The sequence below is a fragment of the Aureitalea marina genome, assembly GCF_002943755.1.
Taxonomy (GTDB): domain Bacteria; phylum Bacteroidota; class Bacteroidia; order Flavobacteriales; family Flavobacteriaceae; genus Aureitalea; species Aureitalea marina.
This window is the reverse complement of record NZ_MQUB01000001.1, coordinates 2,562,383-2,575,616: the sequence shown is the minus strand read 5'-3', so window position 1 is coordinate 2,575,616 and position 13,234 is coordinate 2,562,383. Positions and strand designations below refer to the sequence as shown.

13 protein-coding genes are annotated in these 13,234 nt (G+C 45.1%); all 13 read right to left on the bottom strand.

Features of this window, described 5'->3' with window-relative positions; all coding sequences use genetic code 11:
• Positions 1 to 6 precede the first annotated feature (6 nt).
• The 13 genes from BST85_RS11770 to rfbB all read right to left on the bottom strand — a co-directional run bounded on the left by BST85_RS11770 (position 7) and on the right by rfbB (position 13,227).
• Positions 7 to 477, bottom strand: a complete 471-nt coding sequence (locus tag BST85_RS11770; protein ID WP_104813430.1) for a hypothetical protein — start codon at positions 475 to 477, stop codon at positions 7 to 9.
• A gap of 13 nt (positions 478 to 490) precedes the next feature.
• Entirely contained in the window at positions 491 to 1,312 is an 822-nt protein-coding gene (locus BST85_RS11765) for a sulfotransferase domain-containing protein (protein WP_181040013.1), read from the bottom strand.
• Positions 1,305 to 2,258 carry a sulfotransferase domain-containing protein gene (locus BST85_RS11760; RefSeq protein ID WP_104813428.1) on the bottom strand — a complete coding sequence of 318 codons (954 nt, stop codon included), beginning with the start codon at positions 2,256 to 2,258 and terminating at the stop codon, positions 1,305 to 1,307. The genes BST85_RS11765 and BST85_RS11760 overlap by 8 nt, the downstream gene beginning before the upstream one ends.
• Positions 2,255 to 3,580 carry a flippase gene (locus BST85_RS11755; RefSeq protein WP_104813427.1) on the bottom strand — a complete coding sequence of 442 codons (1,326 nt, stop codon included), beginning with the start codon at positions 3,578 to 3,580 and terminating at the stop codon, positions 2,255 to 2,257. The genes BST85_RS11760 and BST85_RS11755 overlap by 4 nt, the downstream gene beginning before the upstream one ends.
• The gene (locus tag BST85_RS11750) at positions 3,581 to 5,065 is read right to left on the bottom strand and encodes a hypothetical protein (protein WP_104813426.1); all 1,485 of its coding nucleotides are present in this window, start codon (positions 5,063 to 5,065) and stop codon (positions 3,581 to 3,583) included.
• 2 nt (positions 5,066 to 5,067) lie between these two features.
• On the bottom strand, positions 5,068 to 6,537 hold the full coding sequence (locus tag BST85_RS11745) for an MBOAT family O-acyltransferase (protein WP_104813425.1): 1,470 nt from the start codon (positions 6,535 to 6,537) through the stop codon (positions 5,068 to 5,070).
• Positions 6,538 to 6,546: 9 nt separating this feature from the next.
• Positions 6,547 to 7,587: a GDP-L-fucose synthase family protein gene (locus BST85_RS11740; RefSeq protein ID WP_104813424.1), complete on the bottom strand. Its 1,041-nt coding sequence runs from the start codon at positions 7,585 to 7,587 to the stop codon at positions 6,547 to 6,549.
• A gap of 7 nt (positions 7,588 to 7,594) precedes the next feature.
• On the bottom strand, positions 7,595 to 8,713 hold the full coding sequence (gene gmd, locus BST85_RS11735; RefSeq protein ID WP_104813423.1) for a GDP-mannose 4,6-dehydratase: 1,119 nt from the start codon (positions 8,711 to 8,713) through the stop codon (positions 7,595 to 7,597).
• Between the two features lie 21 nt (positions 8,714 to 8,734).
• On the bottom strand, positions 8,735 to 9,724 hold the full coding sequence (locus BST85_RS11730; protein ID WP_104813422.1) for a YveK family protein: 990 nt from the start codon (positions 9,722 to 9,724) through the stop codon (positions 8,735 to 8,737).
• Between the two features lie 240 nt (positions 9,725 to 9,964).
• On the bottom strand, positions 9,965 to 10,813 hold the full coding sequence (rfbD, locus tag BST85_RS11725) for a dTDP-4-dehydrorhamnose reductase (protein ID WP_104813421.1): 849 nt from the start codon (positions 10,811 to 10,813) through the stop codon (positions 9,965 to 9,967).
• Positions 10,810 to 11,385 (bottom strand): dTDP-4-dehydrorhamnose 3,5-epimerase, encoded by a 576-nt coding sequence (rfbC, locus tag BST85_RS11720; protein ID WP_104813420.1) that lies wholly within the window; start codon positions 11,383 to 11,385, stop codon positions 10,810 to 10,812. Before rfbC ends, rfbD begins: the two co-directional genes overlap by 4 nt.
• Positions 11,357 to 12,214 (bottom strand): glucose-1-phosphate thymidylyltransferase RfbA, encoded by an 858-nt coding sequence (gene rfbA, locus BST85_RS11715; protein WP_104813419.1) that lies wholly within the window; start codon positions 12,212 to 12,214, stop codon positions 11,357 to 11,359. Before rfbA ends, rfbC begins: the two co-directional genes overlap by 29 nt.
• A complete protein-coding gene (rfbB, locus tag BST85_RS11710) occupies positions 12,211 to 13,227 on the bottom strand; it encodes a dTDP-glucose 4,6-dehydratase (RefSeq protein ID WP_281259715.1) in 1,017 nt (338 codons plus the stop codon). The genes rfbA and rfbB overlap by 4 nt, the downstream gene beginning before the upstream one ends.
• Between the last annotated feature and the right edge of the window lie 7 nt (positions 13,228 to 13,234).

Sequence of the window (13,234 nt, the reverse complement as noted above, 5' to 3'; positions counted from 1 at the left end):
CTTGTCCTATTCAAACCTGATATTTTCTACTGCCCGAGTTATAAACCGCTTTGATTCGCATGCCAGGCCAAACCTCAGCTCATCATAAACCTGCTGGCTAGCTATGACTTCCGATCGTTCATGGATCAATCGGTCCAACTCCATGGTTACAGCTCCTCCCAAATTATCCATTTCCTGGATCTCCGCATTTGGGTAGGCATGTAAGAAAAAATTACATTCTTTAAAGGGCTCCACTGCGCCTTGTAATACAGCACGGACATCGATAACAGAATCTCTTCGTTTATAACTCAATTCGATCAGCTTGAGGCCTTCTTCTTCAAAAATATAAGGATGTGCGATCAGCGTGCGTCTTCCATCTTGCAGATCAGCATCCTGTATGGTGTAAATAGTGGGATCATAAGGTGTATCGTCACAGCTAAACGTTAACAGCAAAAGTGCAAAACCAAGACTTCGTATAATCTTTAATTTACTACTCATTCTTATTCAGCCTCTACCAATTTGAATCCTTCTCATACCCCAGTCTCAACAACATATCCCCGGTATACTCTTTAAATTTCTGCTTTTGCTCTTCTCCAAAATAATTCTTCCAATCCCCGCTAACCCCTTTGCGCAAAAAACTGGCCTTGTCTTCTTCTCCCTGCTTTCTTTTGGTCTGATTCTCGAAGGAGAACTGCTTGACAATATCATTTAATCGATCTTCATCCAGCTGCTCGACTTCTAAAAACTCGGTCAATAGCTTCTTCATGGTCCCAACTGTATCCTCGAGCAAATCCTCGTACTTGACCATATAAATGTTATCTGATCGTTCCTTTTGGTCAAGCCAGGCTGAATTGAACTGATACCAGTTTCCATAAAACAAAAAGTGCCTAAGTTTTGAAGGCTTGTGGGTATAGGCATAATCCATAAAGGCCGACAGGTTACCGCGGACATCGTCATAATCTTCAAACCCCAGGGTTTCTCGATAATAGTTGATCTTACTGGGATTCTCTTTATTCTTGGGGTTCCACATCAACTGATGATGGTACAATGAAACCAGCACATCTCTCCCATCCCTAACCAACAGTACGATCTTCCTGTTCTCGGTTATTCGATTCTTTGGATAATAGTGCCCGTGATACAGCAATCGCTTCCGGCTGGGGATGCGGTTTCGAGGGAATGGCACTTCCAAATATCCAGCGATCAGCTGTCCTAACCAGGTGCCTCCAGATTTAGGAAACTCCATGACCAGTAACGAATCGTTCTTGATACTGACCGAGTTGATATAGACCAACCGGATCAATTGTTCAATTTTGCTCTTTATGACCTTAACCATGGTTCTCCAGCTGTTTTTCAGGTGCTTGATCAATGGGTTGATATTTGTAGTGCGTGAGATCAGTATCAAGTAATTGCTCCAGGCTATCGACATCCTGCGCATAATACTCATAAAGCTCCTTTCTCAACGCCTCTGGTATATCCTTTTTTATCGATGGACCGTCTTTTTGAACCAACTTGTCTACAATGGCCCACTTGATCTTGATCTTCAGGTCTACCGGGAATAGTTTATCGACTATGTTCTCGATCAGGAATTTCTTGACCTTGGTGTCCCTGTAGATCCAACCAAGTATCTTCCCGTTCTTGGGCACCTTGGTTTTATTTTCGACCACCAGATTGGGTTGGAAATCGGGGTCGATCTCCAGGAAATTGAACACCTTTCTCAATTCTGCATTGGGATCTTCTTTGATGTGTTCAAAGAATGAAATACAGAGTTGATCCATATCAAAATACTTCAGAAAGACTTGTATCTGTTTGTAGTAAAGGCCTCTGAGTTTGTAGGTCAACTCGAGTTTTTCCTGCTCGGATCCTTCCTGAAGGATACGATCTTCATCGGCAAACGCTTGTTCCAATGAACGCTCTTCCAAACCGCGCTGACGTGTAAAATAATAGGCGGAAATTGCTCGCTCGACTGGGTTTCTCAGTACCAACAGAAATTTGGCATCAGGGCAGTCCTTCTTAATCCGCAGAAGGGATTTTTCGTCAAAGATATAGCTCACAAATCCTTGCAGTATGACGGATTCGCCATGAAATGATTTGCGATAGATCCTGGAAATGTGTTCCGGGCCTTTCTCGTAGATGGAATCGTTGTAAAAGTAGGGATAGTCCTTGAGCACGTCCGGGGCGCATACATCCGGATGTTGTGCCAGCCACCGCTGCAATGAGGTAGTCGCTGCCTTCTGAACCCCGAGTAGGATGGTATTTGGAAAAATCAGTTTATCGTTCATTTCTTAAACAACTGCATAGGATTAAAATACGACACTATCCCTAAATTCTTCTGGATGAGGTAAGCACAGCTAACATTCCAAAATGTATAAGTGATAGTAGTTGCCCAGGCTGCCCCAACAATTCCATATACGGGGATCAACCAGATATTCAGGCCAATATTGACGATCAACGCTATTACTATTACCCTGGAGAGCAGGCTTTGATAACCCGTCATCTGCATGATGTTGGCAACTGGCCCACACAGCACATTGAACATCTGACCAATACAAACGATCAGGATGACCGGTTTACCCCGAGCGAATTCCGGACCAAAGAAACTCAAAAGCAGGTCAGAAAACAAGACCAGGCCTATTAGGGTCAACACCGATATAGCTGCAGAAAGACGGACAGAAAAGCTAATGTCTGCCTGCATTCGTTTGATCTCGCCCTTGGCGAAGGCCCTAGAGATCTTTGGTGACAGTATGGAATTCAGTGCTTCCAGGTTGAATCCAATTAAAAAAGCCAGTTTTGCCGAGATCTCATAGATCCCCACATTATCTTCACTCACATAGATCCCTAACAGCAATTTGTCCGCCCATAATAAAGCGATCATCACCGTGGTCGATATGAAGATGGGGAAACTGATCGCAAGTTGCTTAAGAAAAGAAGCCGCTTTGCTATAGTTCATTCCGCCAAAATATCGCTGCACCAGGGCCGAAGACAAAAGCAGCAGCACGCCAAGAGCCAAAAAGTGGGCGATCAAAGGGCTTTCCACCTGGTTTTCGTCAAAAAGGAATAAGGTATAAGCCAGGAAAATGACCAAGGTTAAGGAAAAGCGCCCAAACCCCCCAAAGAACGCGAACAAGTTATTTTTTTTGAGACCTCTGAAGACCGAAGCATTGATTGGAATCAAGGTCCAAAGCGGGATGGCTATGGCCGTCCATCGCAAATAGACCTCGAAGTCCGGTTTGGAGAAAATTGCGCCGGCAATCCACCCGGCATTAAAATAGATTATAGCAGCCAGGACTACAGACATTGCCCCCGTTAATCCGAGTGACTTGTAGTAGATACTTTTATAATTGAGATCATCTTCCAGGGCAAAGATCTTGGTCAGGACAATGTCAAAACCGAAACGGGAAAAGGCCGAAGTCATCATTAGGATGGTAAATCCAAGTGTGACAAAACCAAAGACGCTATCACCAAAATGGCGAACTACAACCACCGAAAAAGCATAGTTGAGCAAGAGGGCCAGGATCTTGAATACAAAAAAGGCTCCGCCCTTGTTTGCAATCTCTGCAAAGCTGGAATCAGAAAGTAGTCTGTCAAAAAGCCTTTTTCGCACCTATTCTTTGTTTAAATCGGATAATTTTTCAGCAGACAACTCGTCCAGAATCAGTCCATCTGAACATCGCTGGCCAGTCTCCTTATTCTCGAAAAACAGAATGATTCGTTTGAATTCCTCAATCGAGGACGGAGGTAAAGAAATCGTCATCAAGGAGTCTTCGGAGCCTTCAACAGTTTCCCCTTGTCTAAAATACACCTCTCTGTTTAGACCCTTTGTTTTCGATATTTCAGAGAGACGGTCCTGATCATTATCGTATGGGATCTCATGAAAATGAACCCACCATTGGCCTTGAACAAATTGATTCAAGCCGCGGCCTTTAATAACTGCATTACGCCGGCCATTTTGTTGTTCTATAAGGTATAAGCCGTCCAGCCCAATTGAATCGGTAATCTGATAGTTGCCGGGGTAAAACGTAAAGGGCAAGTTGCCAGCGTAGCTCTGGAGCAAGAATTCAAAATTGAACTCTTGGTTCTTTATCCAACTGGACTCTCCGGAGCGATCCCGCAGCGGAAGTTTGTTTTGCTTGAAGAATTGGACAAAATACTCACTCGCCTTTTGAGCACCCTTGTTGTTCAGGTGGCCATAATCCCTGAAGTCCTCGAATTCCAAGTCCAGTTGGTCGATGACATCTACAAAGTTGAGGTAGGTTACCCCCAGGCTATCTGAGATCTTACGGACTTTTGAAGTGTACTGAACAAAGTCTTTATTCTGATTCCAATTGATATAGGGGGTCGTGGTAAAGATCAACCTAATCCCTCTCTCCTTCAACATTTCATTCAACTCTATCAGAAGAGGCCAATGCTGTGGCCACCTCTTCGCCTCATCCGATGAATAAGCAAAAATTCCAGCATTGAAGTCGGCATATTTTTTCAGCTCCTCGATGGTATCGTTGTTGGAATTGAATAGCGATCTATTGCTGCTGCCATAACCTCGGACATTGCGTTTGAGTCGAGCCTCATCCCTGTCCCTATGTAGCAAGCGTGTATCCCATTCATGGTGATTCCGAATTGTTGGACTCAGCACACTGGTCAATTCTCGCGGCTGATAGTAGGTCTCAATCAGATCAAGAGTCTCTGAACCCGGTTGCATTTGATCAATGACATTGACCTGCAGGCTCCTGGACTTCTCCCCTTTGTCCAAATAGACCAAGCCCGGGAAGACATCGACTATTACATATTCCGGTTGATATCGTTGGGTCATCTGATCTACAAGACCAACGGTGGTCTTCATGCGTTGGGCACCGCTACCTAAATTAAAGCTTGTGGTCTTAAGCTCAGCATCAATTATTTCGGGGTTATAGGTGGTATATACATGAGAACTCCCGGCAAAGATGATTCCGACCTCGTCCTTTTGATAGTCCTTTATCTCCCCCATTGCCATTTGGAAAGGCGAACGGGTAACAAACAAAGGATCCACCACGAAATGCAGCAGTAAAAGAAATACTGCAGAAAAAAGAAGTGATTTGAGGAGTAACTTGATCATAATCAGAATTGAAAATAGATAAATTCAGAAATCTGATCTTCTCCATACACTCCAAAAATGACGATCACAAATACGATCAGGAGGTAGGAAGGCCAACGGACATAGACCGGGCTTTTTAGCAAGCGCTGGCTAAATCCGTAATCCCGGTGGAACAGTTCAAAGAACATTAGTGCGACCACAAATACCGCCATAGCGATGAACTTGTCGTCAGAGAAATCCAATCCAGGGAACCAATCGACAGAAAAATCTTGTAAGTAAAATCTCCAGGATTGATCAAATATGGCGGTAGCGTGATCTACATTGGTCGCCCGGAAAAATACCCACGCCGCTAAAACGATAGCAAATGTCAGGACTACTGAACTGGTCGCATGTAACCAACCAAGACGTACAGACTTAAAACCGGCCTTTAGTTGATGAAGCTGTTTCCCCAATGCTTTTTCGGCCACAATTATACAACCGTGTATTCCTCCCCAGATCACAAAAGTCCAGGCGGCACCATGCCACAATCCACTGACGAGGAACACCGTCATCAGGTTTAGGTAGGTTTTGCCTTTACCATGCCTGCTACCTCCCAATGGGATGTAGACATAATCCCGAAACCAGGTTGAGAGTGAGATGTGCCACCTCCTCCAAAACTCCGTAATGGAGCGAGAAAAATAAGGGCTATCAAAGTTCTTCATCAGGTCAAAGCCCATGGTCCTTGCCAGCCCGATAGCTATATCCGAATAGCCGGAAAAATCGCAATAGATCTGAATGGCAAAACAAAGGGTTGCGATAATCACACTCAACCCTCCAAACAAGGAGGGGTCTTCGTAAACATGATTGACAACCATGGCTACATTGTCCGCCACAACCATCTTTTTGAACAGACCAAAAAAGACCAGTATCATCCCTGACCGCACGGCCTGGTAGTCAAAATGATGTTTCTTCATGAATTGGGGCAGCAAATGGGAGGCCCGCTCAATTGGTCCCGCAACCAGCTGTGGGAAAAAAGACACAAAGGCAAAAAAGGCCACCGCGTCTTTGGTGTGATGGATCTTTTTGCGATAAATATCGATGGTATAACTCAGGGTCTGGAAGGTGTAAAAACTAATTCCTACTGGAAGAATAATATCCAGGGTCGAAGCTTCGATTTCCTTTCCAAAAAGCCGGAAAGCAGATACAAATGACTCTACAAAGAAGTTGGCGTATTTGAAGTAAACCAGCGCTCCTATATTGACAGAAATACTCAGCCAGAGCAGTAGTTGTCTCTTGTACTTTTGGGTTTCCTGGTCCAGACGTCGACCGACCAGAAAATCGACCGCAGAACTAATTGCGATCAAGAACAAGAAACGCCAATCCCACCAGCCATAAAAGAAATAACTGGCCAGGGTCAGGAAAAAATTCCTGCTCCTGATGTTGCCAGAAAATGCCCAATAGAGTAGAAAAACTACCGGAAAGAACAAGGCAAAATCCAGCGAATTAAAAAGCATATGAGGTTCTTAGTTTACATACCAGTCATACAAGCGTTGTATGCCTTCCTCGAGTTCGACCGAGTGCTTCCATCCCAAGGAATGGATCTTAGAACAATCCGTCAGTTTCTTCATGGTCCCGTCTGGTTTGGAAGTGTTGAATTTAAGCTCACCTGTAAAACCGACGATTCTTTGTATGAGTTCGGCTAATTCCCTGATGGAAATGTCCTGACCAGTACCTATGTTGATATGGGTATTTCGAACATCATCCATGCCAGAAGATACATTCGCAAAATCGACCTTCTCCATCACATATACACAGGCATTTGCCATGTCGTCACTCCACAAGAATTCTCTTCTTGGTTTACCGCTTCCCCATATTTCGACCGAAGAAGCACTGACCCCAAATCGGTCCAATATCTGCTGAGCTTCAACATGATCTGTTACACCTAAATCGGTCATTACTCCTTGATGATCCCCTTCTGATAATAACTTGGCCAGATGCATCTTACGGATCAATGCCGGAAGCACGTGGGACTTTTCTAAATCGAAATTATCATTTAGACCATACAGGTTGGTGGGCTGAACGGCAATGAAGTTGGTCCCATATTGTAGGTTATAACTCTCACAGAGTTTAATCCCGGCGATCTTAGCGATCGCATAAGGTTCGTTGGTGTATTCCAGAGGACCTGTTAAAAGGGAGTCCTCCGGCATGGGTTGCGGGGCTTCTTTTGGGTAGATACAGGTACTCCCCAAGAACAATAACTTCTCCACCCCGTTGAGGTAACTATTGTGGATCACATTGTTCTGTATCTGCAGGTTCTCATAGAGAAAATCTGCCCGATAGGTATTATTGGCGACGATCCCTCCTACCTTGGCAGCTGCGAGAAAAACATATTGAGGCTTTTCCTGTTTAAAAAACTCAGCCACCGCCAGGTGATCTGTCAGATCAAGTTCCCTGCGTGTACGGGTAATTATGTTCTGATATCCCTTTGCCTTGAGGTCCTTAACAATAGCACTGCCCACCAGTCCTCTGTGGCCGGCTACAAATATCTTCCCGTTCTTGTCCATGGATTATCTATTCAAAATAGTTCAGGGTGGTATATCCACCATCCCGCAAGTAACTATCCTTCTTCATTAGTTTCAGGTCGCTCTGCATCATGTCGTCTACTAAGTCCTTCAGCTGATATTTTGGTTCCCAACCCAGTTTTCGATATGCTTTAGAGGCATCACCGATCAGCAGATCGACCTCGGTTGGACGGAAATACTTTTCATCTACTGCAACCACTTCCTTCCCAACTTCCAGGGCGTAATCCGGATTGTCTGAGGCAATGACTATCCCCTTCTCATCTACTCCTTCTCCTTTGAATTCCAAGTTAACACCAATGTGTTGGAAGGCCATTCTAACAAAATCTCTAACGGTGGTGGTAGTCCCTGTGGCAATGACCCAATCCTCGGCCTCATCGGCTTGAAGGATCATCCACATCATCTTCACATAATCCTTAGCGTGGCCCCAATCCCGTTTGGCATCGAGATTTCCCAGGTACATCTTTTCCTGCAGCCCCAAGGCAATTCGAGAGGTAGCACGGGTGATCTTTCGGGTTACGAAAGTTTCTCCCCGAATAGGTGATTCGTGATTGAACAGTATCCCATTACAAGCGAACATATCATAGGCTTCCCTGTAATTGACGGTCGCCCAATAGGCATACATCTTGGCAACAGCGTATGGGCTACGTGGGTAGAATGGTGTTTCCTCGGTCTGAGGTACCTCTTGAACCTTCCCATAGAGCTCGGAAGTAGAAGCTTGGTATATCCTGGTCTTCTTTTCCAGTCCCAGAGCTCGAACCGATTCCAGGATACGCAGTGCTCCAAGTCCGTCGGTATTGGCCGTATACTCAGGCATTTCAAAAGACACCTTTACATGACTCATCGCCCCCAGGTTGTAGATCTCATCCGGCTGTACTTCCTGAATGATCCTCAAGAGGTTTGTGCTATCGGTAAGGTCCCCGTAATGCAGAAAGAAATTTCGATCATCCACATGAGGATCCTGATACAAATGATCGATCCGGTCTGTATTGAATAAGGAGGAACGGCGTTTTATCCCGTGAACCAGATATCCCTTTTTCAGTAGGAATTCGCTGAGGTAGGCTCCGTCTTGACCTGTAACTCCAGTTATTAGTGCAGTCTTTTGTGACATAGGTTTTGGTGCAATGGTATATTAGGACAGTTCTTTGTCGATCTGGCGTTTAAGAATGAAATACAGGTATCGGCCAAACGCCAGTAAAAGGAAAATACCCACAAGTGCAACAGGATAGAGCAGCTCTTTTCTATCCCTCAAGGAGGAAACCTCTGCAAACTCGACATTACTTACAGCGACAACGGCCATTTGAGATGTTACCAGGTCCACTTTGAGTTGTTCAACCTCCAGGAAGTATTCCGCCTTATTGGTGATAAGCCCATTAATGTTCAGGTTATTCTGGCTGTTGTAAAAAGACAGATTATCGATCTGTTGATTGCCCATGCCGACAACCTCCATATACTGATCCAAAATAAAGTCGATCTGGGCTATGGTCGAATCCAACCGATTGATCTTGGTCTCCATCCCCTTGATCTCCTGCACAGCTAGTCGTTGGATCAACTCGTTATTGTTGATGATCTCGATGATCTTTTCCACATCATCATAGGCGTTCTCTCTTCCCAAACTGATCTCCATGGTGTGGTAGTCGTAACTGGCCAGGAACTGCCCACTTGCCATCACATTGACCTCATCACTAACTTCCAGGTTCCGAAGTATGACCTCAAAATTCCTGCTATTGGTATTCTCCATCTTGGACATCAACTCCAGGACGTTCACGGCAGGTTTGATCTGAACATCCATTACCGAAAAGGATGCTGTATCCACCTCATTTTTCCTAAGGAACTCCGAATTATAGAGATTGGAACTGATCTGGCTAACTGTGTTGTATACAATGGGTTGAGTGCCAAAATTGGTCTTAACAATGACCGATGCAGTATAGGTCGGTTCTGGCTTGTTCCAAAGTCCCAGAGCAACTCCTGCTCCGATAAGAAGCAAGATGATCCACCATCTTTTCAATACAAAACCAACTGCCTCGAAGCACTCTCGGACCAGGCTTAGGAATCCTTTTCTGATTAGATCAAAAATTGCCCCCAAGTCCATTTCGCCACTCGATTGATCGTGTGTACTCATAGTAGATTGTTTAGTTTTTGGTTTCCAATGCTGTTGTGAGAACCCATTAGCTCCCACTCTTAACAGGCTAATTGACAACGCTGCAAAAGTACATTTTTAATGGCTTAAACCATGAAATACAACAGGAATTCGACGATTTAAGAACCTTGTTTACATTAGAAGGATAATCCAAGGAAAGGTTGCGTATGGCCCAGCTGAGTATGGGCAACATCCTGACCGATCCTGAAAGTGACAAGGACCTTATCTTTCCAGCAGTTTCTGAAGGCTGACTTCCCAAGGGTCCATGACCATATTCAGGGCATTTTTGGCCCGTTCATTACTGAGCACACTGTAATCCGGCCGTCTGGCCTTGGTTGGATAGTGGTCCACCGATCCGATCAGGCTGGAATCAACACCAGCTGTATTGATGGCTATCTGACGGGCAAAATCATACCATGTGGCCTCTCCTTCGTTACTTAGGTGATATAGTCCATAGGCTTGATTCTGACCAGATATAAGTCCCAGTACTTTCGATGACAACTCGTGGGCATTTGTTGGAGTGCCTGTTTGCTCCGTTGTGATATTCAGGGATCGGCCCTCTGCCAACCATTTACTAATGGAAAGTAAAAAATTGTGGCCGTATAAAGAATACAGCCAGGAAGTTCTGAAAATAAAGTGCTTGCGGCAATTCTTCTGAACCAATCGCTCTCCGGCCAACTTAGAAGCTCCATAAACACTCAATGGAGCGGTCGGATCATCCTCTGTATAGGGCAATGTCTTTTTGCCATCAAATACGTAGTCGGTAGAGATGTGAATCAATACGCAATCTGATCGGTCACATTCCCCGGCTAAGATCCCCGCCGCTTTAGCATTCACCAGATAGGCCGTTTCTTCATCCTCCTCTGCTTGTTCCACAAGGGTGTAAGCGGCCGCATTGATACAATAATCAAATTTTTTCGAGGCAAGGAATTGAGCAACAGCTGTGGAGTCGGTAATATCCAGTTCATCTTTGTCGGTGAACACAAAATTCAATTGTGGATAATCCGCTGCTATCTCGCGAATACAATGCCCTAGCTGTCCTTGTGAACCGGTTACCAGAACCTTCTTCATAATGATGCGTCCTGAAATTTGGGCAATAGTAAGTCCTTTTCTGAAATGATCAGCTCTGAGGCATCCAATTCCCAATCCAAGGCTAATTCCGGATCATTGTATATGATGCCTCCCTCGGAAGATTTATCATAATAATTATCGCACTTGTAGGCGAATACGGACCTGGGAGAAAGAGTGACAAAACCATGGGCAAACCCTCTTGGTACGTACAATTGAAGATGATTCTTATCGGATAATCGAACCGAAAAGCTTTGACCGAAAGTGGGTGAATCCCTGCGTATGTCCACAATAACGTCCAGCACCTCTCCTACTACAGCCCTTACTAGTTTGGATTGGCTCATTTCACCGCGCTGAAAATGCAGACCCCTCAGAACACCGTAAGTGGAGGCAGATTGGTTGTCTTGCACAAATGGGCGGTCGATCCCGGAAAATTCTTTGAATTTATCGTCTTTAAAGGTCTCGCAGAATATGCCTCTTTCGTCCTCAAAAACACGCGGCCGAATGATAAAACTACCGGCTAAAGGGGTTTCTATCCGTTCCAATTTAATCCAGTTGTAATAGATGTTGGCCATAACCGCTTTTTAACAGCGGCTGCGCCAATTTATGTAGCGTTTCACGGTCTATAAAGCCCATTCGGTAAGCCGCCTCTTCAATGGCTCCAATTTTAAGTCCTTGCCGTTCTTCGATCACTTGAACAAATTGGGATGCCTGCATCAGCGAAGAAAAAGTTCCTGTATCCAGCCAGGCTGTTCCTTTATCCAGGATGCTAACCCCAAGCTCGCCTTTTTGCAAATAGACATTGTTCACGTCAGTGATCTCCAGTTCTCCTCGAGCACTGGGCTCGATATTCTTGGCAATATCAATAACCTGGTTATCGTAAAAGTAAATCCCAGGTACAGCGTAATTCGATTTAGGATGGGCCGGTTTCTCCTCAATGGACAAGGCCTTGCCATTACCATCAAATTCAACCACTCCATATCGCTCCGGGTCGTTTACGTGATAGGCATAGATTATCCCGCCTTCCGGGTTACTGTTGTCTTGTAATTTTGCGCTCAGGCCGGAACCATAAAAGATATTGTCCCCCAAGATCAAAGCAACCTTGTCCGAGCCTACAAAGGAGTCCCCGATGATGAAGGCCTCCGCCAAACCATTGGGATTTTCCTGTACCGCATACTCAAAGCGGCAACCCAACTGTTCCCCTGTTCCCAACAATTTACGGAACAGTGGCAAATCCTGAGGGGTCGATATGATCAGTATCTCCCGAATACCTGAGTACATAAGGGTAGACAAGGGATAATAGATCATGGGTTTGTCATAGACCGGCATCAGCTGTTTACTGACGGCAATGGTCAATGGGTGGAGTCGGGTGCCAGAACCTCCGGCAAGGATTATTCCCTTCATAATCTATCTGTGTTGTCCAGGTACCATTGTACCGTTTTACGGATTCCGGATTCGAAGTTCTCTTGGGCCTTCCAGCCCAATTCGTTGACTATTTTGTCCGGGTCGATCGCATATCTAAAATCATGGCCGGGCCTGTCGTTCACATAAGTGATCTGATCTCTATAACTGCTCTGCGCAGGATGAAGTTCATCTAGCAGATCACAGATGGTATGGGCGATATAGATATTCTCCCTTTCGTTATGGCCACCTATATTGTAAGTTTCTCCGGTTCGCCCTTTGTCGATAGCCAGTTTGATGCCTTCGCAATGATCACCTACATAGAGCCAATCCCTTACATTCTTTCCATCACCGTAGATAGGGATAGGCTGTCCGCCAATAGCCGATCGGATAATAGTGGGAATCAACTTTTCCTTGTGTTGATGGGGCCCGTAATTGTTAGAACAGTTGGTGGTTACCACCGGCATGCCATAGGTGTGAAAATAACTCCTCACTACGAAATCTGAGGAAGCCTTGGACGCGCTGTAGGGACTATTCGGAGCATAAGCTGTCTCTTCGGTGAACAAACCAGTAGGCCCGAGTGAGCCATATACCTCATCTGTAGATACATGGAGGAATCTGGCGTGATCAAATGCTTCTTTTAAATGGAATGGACCCTCCATCCAGGTCAAATAGGCGCGATGGATCAAGGTAAATGTCCCTACAATATTGGTGCGAATAAACTCAGCAGGTCCAGTTATGGAATTATCAACATGGGATTCTGCAGCAAAATGAACGACTTGATCAAATTGATACTTTTCAAAGAGGTCTTTGACCAAGGCTTCATCACAAATATCGCCTTCAACGAAATCCAACCTGGGGTGTCCTTCCAGCGACTGTAAATTTCTCAGGTCTCCTGCGTAGGTCAGCTTATCCAGGATGACTATATGCACATCCGGATCCTGTATGATCATGTGGGCGTAGTTGGAGCCGATGAAACCGGCCCCGCCCGTAATTAGTACGGTCTTATTTTTCAAAATCTTG

Coding starts and splice junctions, on each gene's coding strand:
- BST85_RS11760 (WP_104813428.1), bottom strand. CDS start 2,258: ATGAACGATAAACTGATTTTTCCAAATACCATCCTACTCGGGGTTCAG.
- rfbC (WP_104813420.1), bottom strand. CDS start 11,385: ATGGCCAACATCTATTACAACTGGATTAAATTGGAACGGATAGAAACC.
- rfbA (WP_104813419.1), bottom strand. CDS start 12,214: ATGAAGGGAATAATCCTTGCCGGAGGTTCTGGCACCCGACTCCACCCA.
- BST85_RS11765 (WP_181040013.1), bottom strand. CDS start 1,312: ATGGTTAAGGTCATAAAGAGCAAAATTGAACAATTGATCCGGTTGGTC.
- BST85_RS11730 (WP_104813422.1), bottom strand. CDS start 9,724: ATGAGTACACACGATCAATCGAGTGGCGAAATGGACTTGGGGGCAATT.
- BST85_RS11770 (WP_104813430.1), bottom strand. CDS start 477: ATGAGTAGTAAATTAAAGATTATACGAAGTCTTGGTTTTGCACTTTTG.
- gmd (WP_104813423.1), bottom strand. CDS start 8,713: ATGTCACAAAAGACTGCACTAATAACTGGAGTTACAGGTCAAGACGGA.
- BST85_RS11745 (WP_104813425.1), bottom strand. CDS start 6,537: ATGCTTTTTAATTCGCTGGATTTTGCCTTGTTCTTTCCGGTAGTTTTT.
- BST85_RS11750 (WP_104813426.1), bottom strand. CDS start 5,065: ATGATCAAGTTACTCCTCAAATCACTTCTTTTTTCTGCAGTATTTCTT.
- BST85_RS11740 (WP_104813424.1), bottom strand. CDS start 7,587: ATGGACAAGAACGGGAAGATATTTGTAGCCGGCCACAGAGGACTGGTG.
- rfbD (WP_104813421.1), bottom strand. CDS start 10,813: ATGAAGAAGGTTCTGGTAACCGGTTCACAAGGACAGCTAGGGCATTGT.